Source organism: Haloferax litoreum (assembly GCF_009674605.1).
Taxonomy (GTDB): domain Archaea; phylum Halobacteriota; class Halobacteria; order Halobacteriales; family Haloferacaceae; genus Haloferax; species Haloferax litoreum.
Genome location: NZ_WKJO01000001.1, coordinates 2,597,474 through 2,615,731, shown reverse-complemented (window position 1 = coordinate 2,615,731; position 18,258 = coordinate 2,597,474). Strand labels below are relative to the sequence as shown.

15 protein-coding genes and 1 pseudogene are annotated in these 18,258 nt (G+C 63.9%); 5 read left to right on the top strand and 11 right to left on the bottom strand.

Annotated features, from left to right (window positions below; all coding sequences use genetic code 11):
- Positions 1-97: 97 nt before the first annotated feature.
- A complete protein-coding gene (locus GJR96_RS13435; RefSeq protein ID WP_151163392.1) occupies positions 98-1,093 on the bottom strand; it encodes a DUF5787 family protein in 996 nt (331 codons plus the stop codon).
- A 103-nt stretch (positions 1,094-1,196) separates the two neighbouring features.
- Positions 1,197-1,652, bottom strand: coding sequence for a bis(5'-nucleosyl)-tetraphosphatase (locus GJR96_RS13430; RefSeq protein ID WP_151163391.1), 456 nt, complete (start codon positions 1,650-1,652; stop codon positions 1,197-1,199).
- A 159-nt stretch (positions 1,653-1,811) separates the two neighbouring features.
- Here GJR96_RS13430 and GJR96_RS13425 point away from each other — a divergent pair, with 159 nt between their 5' ends.
- Positions 1,812-2,144 carry an uS10/mL48 family ribosomal protein gene (locus tag GJR96_RS13425; protein ID WP_151163390.1) on the top strand — a complete coding sequence of 111 codons (333 nt, stop codon included), beginning with the start codon at positions 1,812-1,814 and terminating at the stop codon, positions 2,142-2,144.
- Positions 2,145-2,302: 158 nt separating this feature from the next.
- Here the strand turns inward: GJR96_RS13425 and GJR96_RS13420 are convergent, their stop codons facing one another.
- Together GJR96_RS13420 and GJR96_RS13415 are read right to left on the bottom strand one after the other, a co-directional pair.
- A complete protein-coding gene (locus GJR96_RS13420) occupies positions 2,303-2,566 on the bottom strand; it encodes a DUF7513 family protein (RefSeq protein WP_151163389.1) in 264 nt (87 codons plus the stop codon).
- On the bottom strand, positions 2,563-4,113 hold the full coding sequence (locus tag GJR96_RS13415) for a Na+/H+ antiporter NhaC family protein (protein ID WP_151163388.1): 1,551 nt from the start codon (positions 4,111-4,113) through the stop codon (positions 2,563-2,565). Before GJR96_RS13415 ends, GJR96_RS13420 begins: the two co-directional genes overlap by 4 nt.
- Positions 4,114-4,258: 145 nt before the next feature.
- Between GJR96_RS13415 and GJR96_RS13410 the strand changes: the two genes are divergently transcribed.
- The gene (locus tag GJR96_RS13410) at positions 4,259-5,542 is read left to right on the top strand and encodes an amidohydrolase (protein ID WP_151163387.1); all 1,284 of its coding nucleotides are present in this window, start codon (positions 4,259-4,261) and stop codon (positions 5,540-5,542) included.
- 98 nt (positions 5,543-5,640) lie between these two features.
- Positions 5,641-6,699 carry a sensor histidine kinase gene (locus tag GJR96_RS13405; protein WP_151163386.1) on the top strand — a complete coding sequence of 353 codons (1,059 nt, stop codon included), beginning with the start codon at positions 5,641-5,643 and terminating at the stop codon, positions 6,697-6,699.
- Here the strand turns inward: GJR96_RS13405 and GJR96_RS13400 are convergent.
- The 6 genes and pseudogenes from GJR96_RS13400 to GJR96_RS13375 all read right to left on the bottom strand — a co-directional run.
- Positions 6,674-8,056 (bottom strand): annotated as a pseudogene (locus GJR96_RS13400) (geranylgeranyl reductase family protein); the annotation flags it as partial. The gene GJR96_RS13405 and the pseudogene GJR96_RS13400 sit on opposite strands and share 26 nt — an antisense overlap.
- Before the next feature lie 141 nt (positions 8,057-8,197).
- Positions 8,198-9,277: an ABC transporter permease gene (locus tag GJR96_RS13395; RefSeq protein ID WP_151163384.1), complete on the bottom strand. Its 1,080-nt coding sequence runs from the start codon at positions 9,275-9,277 to the stop codon at positions 8,198-8,200.
- A complete protein-coding gene (locus GJR96_RS13390; protein ID WP_225317741.1) occupies positions 9,270-10,604 on the bottom strand; it encodes an ABC transporter permease in 1,335 nt (444 codons plus the stop codon). Before GJR96_RS13390 ends, GJR96_RS13395 begins: the two co-directional genes overlap by 8 nt.
- Positions 10,601-12,181 carry an ABC transporter ATP-binding protein gene (locus GJR96_RS13385; protein WP_151163383.1) on the bottom strand — a complete coding sequence of 527 codons (1,581 nt, stop codon included), beginning with the start codon at positions 12,179-12,181 and terminating at the stop codon, positions 10,601-10,603. Before GJR96_RS13385 ends, GJR96_RS13390 begins: the two co-directional genes overlap by 4 nt.
- Positions 12,182-12,263: 82 nt before the next feature.
- Positions 12,264-13,403 (bottom strand): BMP family lipoprotein, encoded by a 1,140-nt coding sequence (locus tag GJR96_RS13380; protein WP_151163382.1) that lies wholly within the window; start codon positions 13,401-13,403, stop codon positions 12,264-12,266.
- 126 nt (positions 13,404-13,529) lie between these two features.
- Positions 13,530-14,891, bottom strand: coding sequence for a phosphopentomutase/phosphoglucosamine mutase (locus GJR96_RS13375; RefSeq protein ID WP_151163381.1), 1,362 nt, complete (start codon positions 14,889-14,891; stop codon positions 13,530-13,532).
- A 153-nt stretch (positions 14,892-15,044) separates the two neighbouring features.
- On the opposite strand from GJR96_RS13375, the gene GJR96_RS13370 reads away from it, so the two are divergent.
- Both GJR96_RS13370 and GJR96_RS13365 read left to right on the top strand, forming a co-directional pair.
- Entirely contained in the window at positions 15,045-15,329 is a 285-nt protein-coding gene (locus GJR96_RS13370) for an acylphosphatase (protein WP_151163380.1), read from the top strand.
- A gap of 85 nt (positions 15,330-15,414) precedes the next feature.
- Entirely contained in the window at positions 15,415-15,654 is a 240-nt protein-coding gene (locus tag GJR96_RS13365; RefSeq protein WP_058573842.1) for a hypothetical protein, read from the top strand.
- A gap of 91 nt (positions 15,655-15,745) precedes the next feature.
- Here GJR96_RS13365 and GJR96_RS13360 read toward each other — a convergent pair whose 3' ends face one another.
- The gene (locus GJR96_RS13360) at positions 15,746-18,256 is read right to left on the bottom strand and encodes an efflux RND transporter permease subunit (protein ID WP_151163379.1); all 2,511 of its coding nucleotides are present in this window, start codon (positions 18,254-18,256) and stop codon (positions 15,746-15,748) included.
- Between the last annotated feature and the right edge of the window lie 2 nt (positions 18,257-18,258).

Genomic DNA, 18,258 nt, shown 5'->3' with positions numbered 1-18,258 from the left:
GACGACGACACTGATCACTTCGGCTGGGTTGGACATTTTCTGAACGCCGTCTCTACGAGGACGGTTTCGCGCAGTGACGGTTAAATTGGCGGTGTGATTACACTTCGTGGCCCTCACCACGTTCGACGTCCTCGAACACCCGCGTTCGGGCACGCTCCCGTCGTGATTCGAGAATCCGTCGGAGTCCCTTTCCCGGCCCGCCTTCGATTGGCCACCCTCTCGTCCGCCACGCGGGTGGTTCGGGTTCGAACGACGAACACGAGTGGGCGCACTCGCGCTGACTCTGATAACACGCTTTGGCCCCACACCGGGGGACGAGTGCCATTCCTCGCCGATTCAGTTCGAAGTGTCGGCAGTCGGGGCGCATCGTATCGAGGTACGTCCGCCATCCCCGGTCGTAGGCCCGTTCGGCGAGGACGAGTCGGCGGCGAGCGTCGGCGTCGTCGGGCGTGAGTTTACTCGGGTGCCACAGCACTTCTGTCGACTCGTCACCCACCGAGAGGATGCCGACTTCGACTGGGAGGTCCTCCAAGAGCGCGGGTTGGACGCGGTCACCGGTCGCCTCGGTGGCGACCCACACTTCGTCCGCGAGTGCTCGCGACACGTCGTGTTCTAACTGGTCGGCGAGGGCACGGGCGGCGGAGGCGTCGAGGTTCGGTTTGTTCTCGATGGCGACGATGCGTTCGACCCAGTCTGGATAGGGCGCAGTCTGCTTGTACTCGACTCGGTTGCGTGACCCGCGGCGTTTGTCGACCAAATCGAGACCCGCCGCACGGTGGACCGCCGGGACGACGTGTCGCCACGGGAAGTCAGGTTCTGGAATCGCATCGCGGTACCACTGCCAGTCGGCGGGGGCGTGGCGGACGACACGCAAGAGGTCCGAGTCGAACCCATCGGTCGAGAGGGCGTACCGCGCGGCGAACGCTTCGGGGTCGACTTCGACGACGACGGTGTCCCACCGGCGATTTCGCGTGCCGAGTTGTCGGGCGACTATCGCGGGGCGCGGACCGTCGGGGTGCCACGCGCGCTCTGCCCAGCGGCAGACGCGAAGTTCGAAGGCGAACTCCGGGTCACGGTCGGCGGTGTCGCTCACGACAGGGACTCAGTGTGCGGGACGGAAGGCGTTTCGGTCCACGGAGAAACAGCGCTGCCGCTTCCTTGTCCCCGAAGACCGACGGTGAGTCGTCCGGTCGACGTTACTTCAGGTACTTGTGTTCGCCTTCGTTCCGCGCGGCGAGTTCGTCGAGGAAGTCGTGTGCTTGCTCGAATATCTCGCGCGGACCATCCTGCGTGATGGTGTTGATGGCCTGTTCGTAGTCGCGCCACTGCAAGTCGCGGTGTTCTGTCGAGAGTTCCGCGGACGCTTCGAACGAGCGCGCGATGAACAGGTGAACTGTCTTGTGAATGGTCGTACCGTTCGCTTCGAAGACGTAGCTGTAGTCTTCGCGGAAGCCGTCGATGAGACGGAAATCTTCGATTCCCGCCTCCTCTTTGACTTCCCTGATTGCCGTTTGCTGGAGCTCCTCGTTCCCCTCGACCCCGCCTTTTGGGAACTCCCAGTCCCCGGGACGGCTCTTCAGGAGTAAATACTCCCTCCGGCCGCGGGTGTCGCGGAAGAGGATGGCACCAGCGCTGACCGCTTCGACTGCCATTACCCGAAATAAATGTGCCACCCTTTAAGAGGGTATCGGAGGATGTACACCGTTCACACGGTCGTTCGTTCGGGTTCCCCGTGGGAGTGTGTGCCTCCCCACGTCCGTGTAGATGCGCTTTTACGGTCGGAGCAACCAACACACTGGTAGTACCCAGCTATGACCTTCGTCACGAAACTCACTTTTCAAAGCGGTGATAAGACCGTCCTCGACAGAGTCGTGGGCGACCTGAAGCAGTTCGTCGAGAAGAAGGGTGCCGAGTGTCGCGGCCCTCACGCCGACCAACCGAAGCGCACGAACGTCCCGCAGTACCGGACGCTCCAACCGGGCGACGAGTTCTCGTCGTGGAGTTACACCGTCTACACGCGCCGCATCGAAATCCACGGTGCAGACCACATCGCCCGCGAAGTCGGACACAAGGAGTTCCCCGACAGCGTCCACGTCGAGATAGAAGTCGAACAGAAGAAACCGCTCGGCCACCGTCGCAACTGACGACACGTCACCGACGACCCGCGACTGACACGCGTCGCTGACGACGCCCCACCGGCGCCGCTCGTGACGACGGTTCCGGCGCTGTCGACAGACGCTATTCTTCTACCGGCGGTCGAACCACGCAAAAACGTGTGAGTCGAATCGCTGTTCTGCGGCGTCTACCCGTCTGCCCCGAGTACGTCGACGATTTCGCCAGTCCCCTCGTACGTCGCGTCGTCGAACGAGGTGACTTTCAGACGGACTTTGGTCTCGATAGCGACGTCGTCGGCGTCGCCGACTCGGATGATGGAGTCACCGACGCGGACGGAGTACCCATCCGAATCACGGTGTGTCACGTAGGCCGTGATGACCTCGCCGGCGTCGAACGTGGGTGTCGCGGTACGGAAGGTCCACCCGGCGAGGAGTTTGTCGAGACGACTCATACGCGACTCACCTCCTCACTGACGCGGTCAGAGACGTATTCGCGGCCGTAGCCGGTCCACGCGGCGAAGAGGAAGACGCCCACGAGGAACCAGCCGTGGAACACGTACGGCCAGACAGTTGCTGGGTTCACGACCATCTGCTGGGTGAACCACGGCGTCGCCTCGCCGCCGACGAGTCCCTGCATGGCACCGAGGCCAGCGAGGAGTCCACCGCCCCACGGGAAGATGTACCCGAGCGCCGAGGTGTTGGCGTCGAGGATGTTGGCGCGCCGGTAGCCGTTGATGTTGAATCGCTTGCCCAGCGTGGCGATGTAGGGTGCGATAGCGATTTCTGCGGCCGTGTTGATGGTGACCGTCGCGTTCACGAGTGCCGTCCCGAGCACCATCGTGGTCTCGGCGCGGCGAACCGTCGTCGCGACGCGGTCGATGAGAATCTCCTGAATCGCGTCGAACCCACCGCCGGCACGCATGATTTCCGCGCCCGCGACGAGGAGGAGCGTCAGGACGATGAGCGGGAAGAAGCCCGCCGCACCGGAGTAGATGCTCCCACCGACGCCGACTTCCGCGGCCGGGACTGTCTCGACGAGTGCACCGACGAGTGGTAGTGCCTCGACTGCTTGCGTGAGGCCGTTCTGCGGCGCACTGAACAGGAGCATGCTCGCTGCGGACACGTCGACGACGCCCGCAGCACCGAGTGCGAGGTTGAACAACGCGGCGGCGAACAGGCCCCACGAGATTGCCTCGATGATATGCCGGCCGCGAATCGCGAGGACGATGACGATAGCGATGTCGAGCAGGTGGACGAGGCCCCACGGCGAGACGCTCGCGTCGACCTGTCCGGTCACGCTCGCGTGCGGCATGCCGCCCCACACGCCGGGAATCCCGAACCCGGCGACGAGGTAGGCCGCGATTGCGAGTACCGCAGCGACGACGGCGTACTTCACACGAGACGCGACGACGCCACCGATGTCGGCATCCTGCGTCACGGCAGAGACGATTGTCGTGTCACTCACAGGGGCGAGGTTGTCTCCGAAGACGGCGCCGGAGAGAATCGCGCCGAAGAGTAGTACGGGGTTTGCACCGAGGAGAAGCCCTGCGGGGAACACGAGGCTCGTGAAGGCGATTGCGGTGCCGTATCCAGTGCCGATGCCCGTCGCGAGCAGCGCGGCCAAGAGGAACGTCACGGCCGGGAACAACCCGGGACCGACGTTCAGGATGGTCGCCGCCCAGACGAGGCCATCGACGAAGCCGCCGACCTGAATGGTCTCTGCGAACATCCCCGCCCAGAGCCACGCGACGACTGCCGTCGCGGCGACTCGCCGGGTCATGCCAGCGAAGATGACGTCCGCGTAGTCCTTCCAGTCTCCCCGGACGAACAGCAGTCCCACGATGAGTCCTGTCAGCATCCCCGCGACGAGGCCGGTCGTATCGCCTATGCCGAGGATACCGCTCTGGAAAATCGCCCACGCGATGAACAGAGCGATGGGGAGTGCACTGACGAGTCTCCCCCCGCGGAAACGAAGCTCGATGTCCGGTTCTTCTGGCATCGTCTGTCACACTTTCGGTCGGGGATAAAAGGCACACGAATTGCCGCCAACTTTCATTCGAAAGTTTGAGTTTATCGCTAGGTCGACACGAGAGAGTGCCAGAGTGGCGCGAGTGTTTATCAACGCCCACGCGGAAATTCGTAGCATGAGCCAACAGGCCACCTTCGACGACCTCATCTCTCTTCGACGCGACCTCCACCGCCACCCCGAACCCGCGTGGCGAGAGTTCTATACGACCGCCCGCATCGTCGACGAATTAGAGACACGCGACCTCGACGCACTCTACGTTGGCCCGGAGATTCTCGACGCCGACGAGCGAATGGCCGTCCCCGACGACGAGGAACTCGACGAGTGGTTCGAGAAGGCCCGCGTCGCCGGCGCACGCGAAGACATCCTCGAACGACTCGCCGGCGGGTTCACCGGCGCGGTGGCCGTCCTCGAACGAGGAGAAGGCCCGACTATCGGCCTCCGCGTCGACATCGACGGCCTGCCAATCACCGAGTCCGAAGACGAAGACCACCTCCCCGCGGCGGAAGGGTTCCGCTCAGAGAACGAGGGGTTCATGCACGCCTGTGGACACGACGCCCACGCGACCATCGGCCTCGGCATCCTCGACGCCGTCGCCGCCTCCGACTTCCAGGGGACGTTCAAGGTGTTCTTCCAACCGAGCGAAGAACGCGTCGCCGGCGGCAAAGCAGTCGCCGAGAGCGGCCACCTCGACGACGTCGACTACCTGCTGGCCCTCCACGTCGGCCTCGACCACCCGACGGGCGAAGTCGTCTGCGGTGTCGATGGCTTTCTCGCCGTCTCGCACTTCCGCGCCGACTTCACCGGCGCACCGGCCCACGCGGGCGCGAAACCCGAAGAAGGAGACAACGCAAACCTCGCCGCCGCCGCGGCCATCCAGAACCTCTACGGTATCTCTCGGCACTCCGACGGCGCAACACGAGTCAACGTCGGCCTGATGGGAGGCGGCACTGCGACGAACATCGTCGCCGAAGAGTCGTACATCGAAGGCGAAGTCCGCGGCGCGACGACCGAACTCATGGAGTACATGGAAGGCCGCGCCCACACCATCATCGAGTCGGCGGCGACGATGCACGACTGCGACGTCGAGATTTCCGTCGAAGGGAAGGCACCCAGTGCCCGCAGCGACGACGCACTCCGAGCACTCGTCGGCGACGTGAGTGAGAGCGTCGAAGGTGTCGACTCCATCCTCGACAGCGACGAACTCGGCGGCAGCGAAGACGCGACGTACCTCATGCAGTACGTGCAGGACCGAGGCGGACTCGCCGCGTACGTCGGTGTCGGAACCGACCACCCCGGCGGTCACCACACCCGGACGTTCGACGTCGACGAGGCGACTATCCGCATCGCAATCGACGTTCTCTCCGGGAGCATCGACCGCATCGCCGCAGAACGGCCCTGAATCGGCGTCTCGCAGGGTCGCACCGACCGAGTCCGGCCCGGTGGTTCGAATCCAAACCGCCAGCGCTTATTTGTCCCCCCCGTGCATAGCCGCCAGCGATGGGGCCGCTCCGAAGTGAATCGACAGAGGACGCTGGCCTCCGACCGACGCTCGTCGCCGTGGGAGTCGTCGTCGGAGTCGCCGGTCTGCAGGTCGTCCTCTTTCCAGACGCTTCGGACGTGCCGTGGGTGCGGGTCGTCGTCGAGTTACTCCTCGTCCCGATTCCACTCGCTGGGTCGTACGCCCTCTCCGGAATCCGCGAACTACAGGCTATCTGGCGACCGCTCTACGCCGGGACTGTCCTCGTCGGCATCTACGCCGTGACCGATGCGCTCGGCGAAGTCGTCGTCCACTCAGACCTCTTCGCTCTCGTTTTCGAAGACGTAGCACTGTTAGCCGGGTCAGTCGCACTCGTCGTCGGGGCGACCCGGTGGACCTCTCGGCGAAACGAGTACCGAGCAGCACTCGAACGGCGAAACGAACGTCTCGACCAGTTCGCCTCCGTCGTGAGCCACGACCTGCGGAATCCGCTAAACGTGGCGCAGATGCGCCTCGAACTCGCTCGCGAAGGTCACGGTATCGAGCACCTCTCGACGGTCGCCGACGCGCACGACCGGATGGAGGCACTCATACAGGACGTCCTCGAACTCGCCCGGACCGGCGAGACGGTGGGTGAGACCGAACCGGTCGGCCTCGCGAGCGTCGCGGCGAACGCCGTGGCGAACACCGGACTCGACGCGGCGGGACTCACCGTCGAATCGGACACAGAACTCATGGCCGACCCAGAGCGACTCACCGCCGTCTTCGAGAACCTCTTTCGCAACGCTGTCGAGCACGCCGGGTCAGACGTCCACGTCCGCGTTGGCCCACTCGAAGACGGCTTTTTCGTCGAAGACGACGGTCCCGGCATCCCACCGCAAGAACGCGACCGAATCTTCGACTCCGGGTACACGACCGACCCCAACGGGACGGGACTCGGTCTCGCAATCGTCTCCGGCGTCGCCGACGCGCACGACTGGTCGGTGTCGATTACGACGGGAAAAACGGGTGGTGCCCGATTCGAGTTTCGAGACGTCGTGTTCGAAGACGCGGTCAGTACTTCGGGTCCGCGCCAGTGACTTCGTAGATGTCGTCCATGATGCGGTCCCGTTCGTCTTGCCATCCGGCGAGCGCACTCGGCCGACTCGGGTAGCGTTCGTAGTGGGTCAGCAGTTCGTCTGCGAGTCGCTTCACCTTGAAGAAGTTCCAAATCTGTCCCCAGTGACCGTAACTCGACGCGGCGGTCTGGACGAGGAGTTTGGGTCCGAACGACGTGGTCCCAGAGTAGAGCGCTTCGGCGAGTTTCTCACCGGGGAGTGAGGCGATGAGGCCCATCAGGTCGTCCACGTCGACGGCCGTCGAGAGGATGTTGTACACGTCGAGGCTGGCGTAGCGACCACCGAAGTGGTCCATGACGCGCTGGTTGTAGCGCCAGAGTACCTCCTCACTCACGTCGCCTTCTTCGAGTGCGATAATCGACTGCTCGCCGGCGTACTTCCCGGCGTACGCCGCGCCGGCGATGCCGCCACCGGTCGTCGGGTTGACGTGGGCCGCGGCGTCGCCGACGGCCATGTACCCCGGTGCAGTCGCCGAATCGTACGGGCGGCGGGTCGGCAGGGCGGCACCGAGTTTGTCGATGACCTCTGCGCCCTCAAACTCGGGGCGTTCGCGCAGGTCCTTCTTCAGGTCGTCGACGAGTTTCATCGGTTCTTCGGTCATCTGGAATCCGAGGCCGGCGTTGATGGTCGTCTCCGTGCGGGGGAAGTACCAGACGTAGCCCGCCGCAATCTCGGCCGGTTTGAACACGAGGGCGTCGGACCACTCGACCGGTTTGGGGACCTCGACGACTTCGCGGTAGGCAGAAGAGAAGTGCGAGTAGGAGACGTTGGTGTCGAACGTCGACCCAGAGAAGTCGACTTTGTCCTGTAAGAGCGAGAGCGACCCTGCGCCGTCGATGACGATGTCGGCGTCGAACTGAACGTCCTCGCCCTTCTGTTTGCCGACGATGCCCGTCACACGGCCGTCGTCGTCCTGCAACACGTCCTGAACGACGGTATCGTAGTAGAACTCTGCGCCCGCTTCGTCAGCACCCTCGATGATGAGGCGGCCGTACTCCCAGCGGTCGATGACTGCGAGTTCGCCGGGGACGGGAATGTCGAGGACGGTGTCTTCTTGGGGAATCTCGAACCGACCGTGGTCGACCTCTGTATTCGTGAAGGCGGGTTCAATCTTCGACTTCGGAATCGCCTCGGGGAAGGCGTCCGCACCCTTCAGCGCGTCACCACAGGCGATGTGTCCTGCTTCCTCGGCGGACTTTCGCTCGACGATTGCCACGTCGTAGCCCGCTCGTGCGATAGTCGCAGCGGCGTAACACCCGGAGGTGCCTGCGCCGACGACTACCACATCGAACTCGTGTGTGGTCATGGTATCACCTGCATATCGCGGGCTGAAAACTCTTTACTCCCGCATCGGTTGTTGGTTACTCGGTTGACACGTGCTCGGACGAGTCGAGTGCGTAGTCAGGTGACGAAACGTGTCGAAAACAGTGTTCGAGCGGCGAAACCGTGAGAGGCGACGTTACCGGTTGTCGTCGCCGGTGTCGTAGTGCTCGCCCGCGGCGGCCGGGATGCGGGTGCGGCCGACGAACGCGAGGACGACGATGACCATCACGAACGGGATGATGCGGATGAGTTGTCGGGGAAGCCCGATACCCTGCAGTTGGAGGACGGTCTGCATGGCGTCGAGACCGGCGAACAGGAGCGTCGAGAAGAACGCTCCGACCGGGTTGTAGTTCCCGAAGAGGTACGCCACGATGGCGATGAATCCTTTCCCGTTGACCATCGTCGGGCCGTTCCCGGTGAACTGCCCGAGGTCCAGCGACAGTGCCGCGCCGCCCATGCCGGCGAGGACGCCGGACAGGAGGACGGCGGCGTAGCGGATGCGCGACACGTCGACACCGGCGGTGTCGAGCGCCTTCGGATTCTCACCGCTGGCGCGGACCCAGCGGCCGAACGTCGTCCGGTTGAGGACGTACCACGAGAGTGCGACGGCGGCGAACATCAGGTACACCGTCGGCGAGGCGTCGAACAGTGCCCCGAAGAACGGGATGTCCGAGAGCACCGGGATGGTGATGGTCCCGGGCGTGTCGACGCTCGGGGAGTTCGGCCGACCGTAGATGACCTGCGAGGCGAACGGCGCGAGGCCGAGGGCGATGAGCCACACGGCGAGGCCGGCGATAATCTGGTCGGCGCGGAACTCGATGACGACGATGGCGAACAGGAGTGCGAGCAACACACTGGCTACGACGCCGCCGACGAACCCAATCCAGACGCCACCGGTGATGTCGGTGACGTAGATGGCGGTGAACGCCGAGATGATGAGCAGGCCTTCGAGCCCGATGTTGATGACACCGGACTTCTCCGCGAAGATACCGCCGAGTGCGGCGAGTGCAATTGGCACCGACAGGCGAAGCGCAGACGAGAGCGTCCCCTCGCTCGTGAGGATGTCGGTGAGCGTCCCCGCAATCGAATCGGGGAACACGATGCCTGCCGCGAAGGTGGCCGCGAGGGCGACGATAGCGGCGACGACGGCCGTCGTGCGCGAGGAGAACTCCCCGAAGTCACGCCCGAAGAGCGTGGTCGTGTTCTCTTCACTCATCGGACTCACCTCCCTGTCGCCCGCCGTCGGACCTGCGGTCCGACGAGGCTCGCGAACCTTCGATTCGCTCACCACCGTCAGACTGCGCGTCTGACGTGTGCTCACCGACGGTGAACCCGCCGTCAGTTGCGACGGTCTTGGACTGGTCGTTTGGCTTTACGAGACGGCGGCCGATGAGACGGAAGAACTCGGGCATCGCGACGAAGAGGATGATGAGGCCACGCAGGACGCCGACGAGTTGCGGCGGCACGTCGGTGGCGAACTGCACGGCGGTCGTTCCGCTCTTCAACACACCGAAGAGGAGTGCAGCGAAGCCAACGCCGAGCGGGTTGTTGCCAGCGAGGATAGAGACGGTGATGCCGTCGAACCCGTACGCCGGGACGCCCGACTGGAACTTCCCGATGACCATCGTCACGTAGAGTGCGCCCGCGACGCCACCGAGGGCACCGGAGAGGGCGAAACTCGACACGATGGTCTTGGCGGCGTCGACACCGCCGTACTCGGCCGCTTCGGGTTGAATCCCGCTCGTCCGCACGTCGTACCCGAACGAGGTGTGTTCGAGGACGTAGTACAGCGCGAACAGCGTGACGACGCCGAAGAAGAGCGCGTACAGCGAGAAGTCCTGACGAGCACCGAACAAGAGCGCGGGGAACTGCGCGTAGTCCGGGAGCGGAACGGTCTGATTGGCAGGGCTGTTGGGGTCTTTGAACACGTCGCTGACGAGGTAGAGCGTCACCCCGGTGGCGATGAAGTTGAGCATGATGGTCGTGATGACCTCGTTCGCCTCGGCGTACGCCTTCAGCAGGCCCGGAATCGCACCGTAGAGGCCGCCGAAGACGGCACCGACGAGGATACCGAACGGGACCAGCACGAGCGTGCCCGTGACACCCGAGAGGAACGGCGAGGCCCAGAGAGTTCCGAGTGCGGCGGCGAGACCACCGACCACCATCTGACCCTGCGTTCCGATGTTGAAGATACCCGCGCGGAACGCCATCGCGACGGAGAGGCCCGTGAATATCAGCAGCGTGGTCTCACGCATCGTGATTGCGAACTGACCGTCGGGCGACCACCCACCGCGAAGTGGGTCGCCGAGTGCCCCGAGGAACAGTCGGTCGAACACCAACACCGGGTCGTAACAGAACCCGACGTTGAAGTAGTAGACTGCCGACGAGGGTGCGCACGTCGTCATGCGCCCGGCGGCGAGGATGAGGACCGTCCCGACAGCGATAGCGAGGACGAGTGACGCGATGCTGATGAGGATGCGTTCGGCGGCCGACGCGTCGACGAATCGAATCAGCGCATCGCGGGCGCGGTCACCGACGCTCACTGGCCCTCACCGCCCGTGGCCACGCTGTCTACGTCCGCGGCCGAAACGTCGGTGTCCGCATCGTCCGGGTGTTCCCCGGCCATGAGCAAGCCGAGTTCCTCTTCTGTCGTGTTACTTGGGTCGACCACGTCGATTATCTCTCCTTCGTACATGACGCCGAGTCGGTCCGAGAGGCCCTGTACCTCGTCGAGTTTCGACGAGACGAGCAGGACGGCGACGCCGCGACTCCGGAGTTCGAGGAGTTGCTCGTGGATGAACTCGATAGAGCCAACGTCGACCCCACGTGTCGGGTGGGAGGCGACGACCAGCGCCGGGTCGCGTTCGAACTCACGGCCGACGATGAACTTCTGCTGGTTCCCGCCCGACAGCGATTCGGAGATTGCCTCCGGGTTCGGCGGTCGGACGTCGTACTTCTCGATGATGTCTTCTGCGTGTGAGCGCGTCGCGTTCCAGTCGATTCGGCCGCCGGACTCGAACGCGGGGTTGTGTTGACTCCCGAGAAGCGCGTTCTCCACGAGGTCAAAGTCCATCACGAGGCCCCGTTCGTGGCGGTCTTCGGGGATGTACGCCATCCCGCTGTCGATGCGGTGTTGGCGCGAGCGCTTCGTCACGTCCTCACCCCGGAAGGTGATGCCGCCGCGTTTCGGTTTGCGGAGTCCCGTGAGCGCTTCGATGAGTTCCGACTGGCCGTTGCCGTCGACGCCGGCGATACCAAACACTTCGCCAGCGCTGACGTCGAACGACACGTCGTCGACGGCGCGAACGCCTCTGTCGTCGTCGACGCTGAGGTCGGAGACGGAGAGGACGGTTTCGCCCGTCTCCGTCGGGGGCTTTTGCACGTCGAGGAGGACTTCGCGACCGACCATCAGGTTCGCGAGGTCCTCACGCGTGGTGTCGTCGGCCTCGACGGTTCCGACGTTCCGTCCATCTCGAAGGACAGTAATCTCGTCGGCGGCGCGCATCGCTTCGCCGAGTTTGTGCGAGATGAAAATGATGGTCTTTCCTTGCTCAGTCAGTTCTTCGAAAACGTCGAACAGTTCCTCGACTTCTTGCGGTGTCAGCACCGCCGTGGGTTCGTCGAGGATGAGTATCTCGGCACCCCGATACAGTGCCTTCAAAATCTCGACTCGTTGTTGTTCGCCAACAGAGATGTCTTCGACCCGTGCGTCCGGGTCGACGTCGAACCCGTACTTGTCGGAGAGTTCGACGACAGCCTCGCGGGCGGCGTCCCTATCGACGGCGAGGTTGCCCCACTTGGTTGGTTCGTTGCCGAGCGTGATGTTCTCGGTGACAGTCATCGGGTCGACCAGCATGAAGTGCTGGTGAATCATCCCGACGCCCGCGTCGATTGCATCGCGTGGCGATTCGAATCGTCGTTCCTCGTCGTCGATGACGACACGCCCCTCGGTCGGTCGGTAGAGGCCGTAGAGGACGTTCATCAACGTCGTCTTGCCGGCCCCGTTCTCGCCGAGGAGTGCGTGTACTGTCCCGCGCTCGACGGAGAGGTCCACGTCGTCGTTGGCGATGACGCCGGGGAACCGTTTGGTAATCCCGTCGAGATGGACGGCTGTAGCCATATGTGTGGTTTCCTGTGGTTCGTTGATAAGCGGATAGGTTCGCTGTCGGGCCGGTTCAGACGGTTGACGAGTCCGTACGGACTTAGACGTCCGACGGGTCCGTCGGGACCGTCACGTCGCCGGCGACGATGGACTCGCGGGAGGCCGCGACTTCGTCTTTGACTTCAGTCGGAATCTCGGAACTGAGAGAGTCGCCGTAGACGATGTCGACACCGTTCTGTTCGAGGCCGAGGGAGACGATGCCGCCACCCTGGAACTCCTCGTTGACGACGGACTCGATGGAGTTGTAGACGGCCGTGTTGACGCGCTTGACCATGCTGGCGAGGATGACGTCCGCGTACGAGGACTTCGTCACCGACTGGTCGCGGTCGACACCGATGGCGAACTTGCCCTGCTCTTGTGCCGCCTGGAAGACGCCCGTCCCGGTGTTACCCGAGGCGTGGTAGACGATGTCCGCACCGCTGTTGTACATCGCGAGTGCCGCTTCCTTCCCCGCAGCGGGGTCGTTGAAGCTCCCCGTGTAGTTCGTGAGGACTTCGACGTCCGCGTTGGCGGCCTTCACACCGGCCTTGAATCCGGCTTCGAACTTCTTGATGAGGTCGGACTCGACACCACCGACGAACCCGACGCTCGTGGAGTCGGGGGACGTCGCACCAGTGCCCGCAGAGAACTCCTGCGTCGTGAGCAGACCGGCCATCTGGCCGACGAGGTACGAACCCTCGTGTTCCGCGAAGACGTAGTTGGCGACGTTCGGCGACTCGACGACGCTGTCGACGAGCATGAAGTTCTGCTCGGGGTACGCCTCAGACGTCTCGATGAGCGCGTCGGTCTGCAGGAAGCCGATACAGCAGACGAGGTCGTAGTTCGGGTTCGTCGACTCCGCGAACTGCTGCTGGAACGTCTTGAACTGGGAGACTTCGTCAGGCTGCGACTCGTCGAACGAGACGCCGAGTTCGTCGCGAGCACGGATGGCACCCTGCTGGGCCTGGTCGTTGAACGACCCGTCGCCGAGGCCACCAGTCGCGTAGACCATCCCGACGTTCGTCGTGTCCTCGGACGATTGCGTCGTCTCTTCGGCTGCCGTCGTCGTCTCTTCGCCGCCCTCGCCACCGGACGATTCGGTGGTAGTCGTCTCTTCACTTCCACCGGGACCGCCGGTACATCCAGCGAGTCCTGTGAGTCCTGCGAGTCCGGTCACTTTGACAAAAGAACGTCTGTCCATAGCTATGTACACCTACTGGTAAAAGGGAGTGGAAAATTGGTTAAAGGTGTCGTTTCGAGGCGTATGCGAGCCGTTCACAACAAATTCGGGAGAACAGAGAGATAGTTTTCCCGCCCGACCTGTCGATTAGGCGCGAGAAATTTCGGCTTCGACGACTTCGGTGACTCGCTCGACGAGACTGTCAACGTCGTCTGCTTCGGCGTAGACGCGGATGTACGGTTCGGTCCCCGACGGGCGGACCAGCGTCCACGAGGCGTCGGCGAATTCGAGACGGACGCCGTACTCGGTGTCGACCGACTCGGGGTCCATGGCGTCCGGGAGTGACGTTTCGAGTGCCCCCATCGCCGTCGCCTTGGCGTCGTCGGGACACGAGACGCTCACTTTCCGGTACGGGCGCTCAGTGACGGGTTCTCGGAGGCCATCCAGACCCGACTCGGCGACGAGACGCGAGATGAGCGCCGCCGAGGCGATGCCGTCTATCCATCCTCCGAGCGAGGGGTGGACGTGCTTCCACGGTTCTGCCGCGAAGACCACGTCACCGCCTGCTGCACGGGCGCTGGCGATTCCTTCGTGGAGGGCACCCAGACGGACGCGTTCGACGCGTCCACCGGCCGCACGGACTCGTTCGTCGATACGGCCCGACGCGTTCGGTGTCGTGACGACGACTGGGTCGTCCACGTCGCTGGTTCGGACGTAGTGCTCGCCGACGATGGCGATGACGGTGTCCTCGTGAACCACGTCGCCGTCGGCATCCACGATGACGATACGGTCGGCGTCGCCGTCGTGTCCGATGCCGAAGTCGAAGTCGCCGTCGGCGACGAACGCGCGGAGGTCTTTCAGCGACTCGGGCGTCGGCTTCGACTCGCGTCCGGGGAAGTGGCCGTCGATTTGCGCGTTCAGTGTGACGACGTGCGCACCCATCTCGCGGAGTACCTGCGGTGTTCCGAGCGCAGACATCCCGTTTCCGCAGTCTACGGCGATACTGAGTTCGTCGGGGGCAGACCCGTGGCCGCTGGCGAACTCGGTGATTGTGTCACGATAGGCGTCGAGGACGTCGTTCGTGTCGCTCGTTCCCCAGCGGTCCCACTCGACGGGGGGCGTCTCGGATTCGACGCGCGCTTCGATGTCCTGTTCGAGGGGTCGGTCGTACTCCTGTCCGTCGACGAACATCTTGATACCGTTGTCCGTCGGTGGGTTGTGCGACGCCGTGAGCATGACGCCGCGGCGACCCTGCGACGCATACGCGAGCGTCGGCGTGGGAACGACACCGATTCGAGTCACGTCAGCGCCCGCAGAGAGCAGGCCCGCTTCGACGGCGGCGACGAGTCCCTGTCCGCTCGTGCGGCCGTCTCGGCCGACGACGAATTCGGCCGACGAGTCCGATTCGAGTGCGGCGTGGCCGGCGGCCCGGCCGACGCTGAGCGCGAGTTCCGGCGTGACGCGCGCTGTGACACTGCCGCGGATACCCGCGGTGCCGAAGAGTTCCATACCTCTGCGTCGTCGGGGCTCCACTTAGATGCTGACGGTTCGCTGGATGCGTGCGACCCGGCCTCACGGTTGATGGGTGTCGAAGCGAGGACAACTCCGACGTGCAGTGAGAGAGACACCACGCCTTTGCCGTCGCGGGTCGAATCGTTCGGTATGAGCGATAGTAGTCGTACGCGCGCCCACGTGTACGTCTCCGGCCACGTACAGGGAGTGTACTACCGAGCGACGACGCGCGATACTGCCCGTGACCTCGGCGTCGACGGGTGGGTGAAGAACCTCTCCGACGGCCGTGTCGAAGCGGTCTTCGAAGGCCCTCGCGACGACGTGGAGTCGATGGTGCAGTGGTGTCACGACGGGAGTCCGATGGCCAGCGTCGACGACGTGGACGTGACCTACGAGGACCCGAAGGGAGAGACGGGGTTCCGAGTCGAGCGGTAGTGTGCGTTCGGTGTCCCGTGCGAACCGCCGATGAGTCAGTGAGGCGGCCAAATCGTTCAAGAGGCCAACGAGAGGAAGTGGACCCATGAGCTTCCGGAACGACACACGCGGCATCGGGGTGGCAAAGCTCTTCTTCACAATCGTCACGGGGGTGGGTCTCGGTCTCTCGCTTGGGACGGCGTTTCTCATCGTTCGTGGGCCGTTCTTTGGTGGGCCTGCACTGGACCCGTTTCCGATGATGGGCGTCCTCGCCGTCTTCATCGTCGGTATCCTCGTCGTCTCGTGGGGGACGACGCGACTGTTCGGCGTCGGAACGACCGCCTGACACTGAGGTGCGAGAGAGACGAACAGTGGGCAGGGTGGGCACGAGACGGGATGGCCCCGCTTTCTGATAAAAAGGTTCGCGCTCGCGTCGGTCAGTCGGCGGTCGCAGATGCGCCAGTGTCGATGTCAGTGCCACCGAGAGGCACGACTGGGTCGTTACCGCTGAACCGGTCCCAGAGAACGAGCGCCGACGGGAGGACGAGAACCGACGCGAGGAACGAGTAGACGATACTCGCCGCGGTGAGCAGGCCGAACTGGCCAAGGATGGAGAGGACGGCGAGGACGAGGACGCCCAACCCGAAGACTGTCGTGAGCATACTCCCGGCGAGGGCACCGCCGGTTCCACGAACCGTCCGGTCGAGTGCCGTCTCCAGGTCGTGTTCGACACGTTCGTCGATGAACCGGTGGACGATGTGGACGGAGTAGTCCACGCCGAGACCGATAGTCAGCGCGAGCACCGTCGCAGTGAACGCGTTGAACGAGATACCCGAGAGACGCATCGTCCCGGCGACGAACGTGACGGCGACGAGGATTGGCACGAGGTTCGCGAGGGCGAGCGAGGGTCGGCCCTCCAGCCACCAGTAGATGAAGATGAGGAAGAGGCCGGTCCCGAGCATCGAGATGATGAGACTCTGCACCGCCGAGTCGAGGATGAGGTCGGAGATAGCAGAGAACACGACGACGGCACCCGTCGCGGTGCCCTCGGTTCGGAAGCGGTCGGCCATCTCGCGCGTGTCGGCGACGACAGCATCGTCGTCGGCATCCGCTTTCACGCGGTAGTCGACACGCGACGATGCGTAATCTTCCGAGATGTACTCGGCCGCTCGGTCCGCCGAGTCGGTGGCGAACAGGGCGTCGTACACTTCGACGATATCGCGGTCCGGGATGCCATCACCATCTCTGTCGTGTCGGGCGACGACGCTGGCGAACTCGTCGTTCTGCTCGGCCTCGTCTCGAATCACGGTCAGAATACTCGTCGAGTCGGCGCGCCGGTCCACCGTGATGAACGTCTCCGGCGGGTCCTGTGCGACCCGGTCGAGTTCTTGGAGGAAGGCGTCGTCTGTCGACCGACCTTCCAAGAACACCGTCACGACGCCGCTCTGTGAGGACGAAAAGCGTTCTTCGAGGAATTCGATGTCGGCGACGACGCTGTAGTCACCCGGTGCGAACGGTTCGGGGAGCGCCTTCAGGTACGCGGGGGCCTCCGACGGTGGCAGGAAGTCTTCTTGTCCGAACTCGGTATCGACACCGGTCGCGTACCACATCGCACTCCCGGAGAGGATGAGAGCGACGACGAGAACGACTGCGGGCGCTCGCAAGGCGGGTCGAACGCCGATACGAAGCACCGTCCCGAGTGAACTCCCCTCGCGGCCGAGCGGTGCCTGACTGAATGTTGGAATCGGGTACCGCTGGCGGAGGCGGTCCACTTCGACTTTCGCGGCGGGCAAGAAGACGCCGAACACGAAGAACGTGAAGACGATGCCGATGGCCGCGACGACGCCGAAGTCCCGAATCGGCGTGAGGTTGCTCACGAGGTTCGAGAGGAACCCGATGACCGTCGTCCCGGTGACGATGAAGAACGCGACGAGTAGTTGGTCTGTCGCCTTTCGCATCGCTTCGCCCACGTCGTAGCCCTCTGTTCTGACCTCGCGGTACCGGTTGACGGCGTGGATACCGAAGTCGATGCCGACCGCGAGCAAGAGCGGTGGGACAGCAATCATGATTTGGTTGAACGGGATACCCGCGAGGCCGAGGAACCCGAACGTCCACACGAGGGCCATCCCGAGTGCGAGTGTCCCCAACATGAGGTCCACGAGGTCACGGTACGCGACGACGAGGAACAGCACGATGAACAACACCGCCGCAGGCACGACGATGATGAGCGAATCGGTGATGACCGTCCCGAACTCGTCAGCGATGACTCCGGACCCAAAGACCGAGATGTCACCACCGACAGTGGCGACGATGCGCGTCGCCTTCTGCTGGATAGGAGTCAGCGGACTGTCCCCACCCTGTCCAGCACCCGACTCGTCGGCTAGCGGAATCGAGTGCGTGATGACGCCGATGGTGGCAGTCGCTCGCGGTTCGGTCGGGTTGAAGTCGTCGGCGAGGAGGCCAACGAACCGCGGGTTCTCGGCGTTCTCACGGACCGCCGCAGCGACTTCGGCATCGGTCGCTCGTTCCATGGCACGGACCTGCGCGTCGAGTGTCTCGGCGTCAGGGTCGAGCGTCTGGGCGACGACAGACGCCGCGCTGGCGGTTTGAGTGACACGTAAGTCCGCGCGGTCTGCGAGTCGCTTCTGCGCTTCGAGCATCCGCAAGAGTTCGCGTCTGCTCAGGACGTTCGGCGCTCGCTGGATGAGTTGCGTACTCCCCGTTCCCTCCTGGAATCGCGGTGTGAACTCCTCGGAGATTCGCGTGAACGCCTCCTCTTCGGGAACTTCCTCGGCGAACTGGTCGGTTCCCGACTCCGTCTCGACGGCGCTCAGCCCTGCCCCGAAGATTGCCGTGAGGACCACGAAGAGCAGGATGACTCGCCGCGAGTGGTTGACGATTTTGTCGTCCGCCCAGTCGATGAACCACTGGGGGTCCAGTCTGGCCACGA

What these genes read in the sequence shown, in the direction of transcription:
- GJR96_RS13430 (WP_151163391.1), bottom strand. Translation starts at nt 1,652, where the DNA reads ATGGCAGTCGAAGCGGTCAGCGCTGGTGCCATCCTCTTCCGCGACACC.
- GJR96_RS13425 (WP_151163390.1), top strand. Translation starts at nt 1,812, where the DNA reads ATGACCTTCGTCACGAAACTCACTTTTCAAAGCGGTGATAAGACCGTC.
- GJR96_RS13420 (WP_151163389.1), bottom strand. Translation starts at nt 2,566, where the DNA reads ATGAGTCGTCTCGACAAACTCCTCGCCGGGTGGACCTTCCGTACCGCG.
- GJR96_RS13415 (WP_151163388.1), bottom strand. Translation starts at nt 4,113, where the DNA reads ATGCCAGAAGAACCGGACATCGAGCTTCGTTTCCGCGGGGGGAGACTC.
- GJR96_RS13410 (WP_151163387.1), top strand. Translation starts at nt 4,259, where the DNA reads ATGAGCCAACAGGCCACCTTCGACGACCTCATCTCTCTTCGACGCGAC.
- GJR96_RS13405 (WP_151163386.1), top strand. Translation starts at nt 5,641, where the DNA reads ATGGGGCCGCTCCGAAGTGAATCGACAGAGGACGCTGGCCTCCGACCG.
- GJR96_RS13395 (WP_151163384.1), bottom strand. Translation starts at nt 9,277, where the DNA reads ATGAGTGAAGAGAACACGACCACGCTCTTCGGGCGTGACTTCGGGGAG.
- GJR96_RS13385 (WP_151163383.1), bottom strand. Translation starts at nt 12,181, where the DNA reads ATGGCTACAGCCGTCCATCTCGACGGGATTACCAAACGGTTCCCCGGC.
- GJR96_RS13380 (WP_151163382.1), bottom strand. Translation starts at nt 13,403, where the DNA reads ATGGACAGACGTTCTTTTGTCAAAGTGACCGGACTCGCAGGACTCACA.
- GJR96_RS13375 (WP_151163381.1), bottom strand. Translation starts at nt 14,891, where the DNA reads ATGGAACTCTTCGGCACCGCGGGTATCCGCGGCAGTGTCACAGCGCGC.
- GJR96_RS13370 (WP_151163380.1), top strand. Translation starts at nt 15,045, where the DNA reads ATGAGCGATAGTAGTCGTACGCGCGCCCACGTGTACGTCTCCGGCCAC.
- GJR96_RS13365 (WP_058573842.1), top strand. Translation starts at nt 15,415, where the DNA reads ATGAGCTTCCGGAACGACACACGCGGCATCGGGGTGGCAAAGCTCTTC.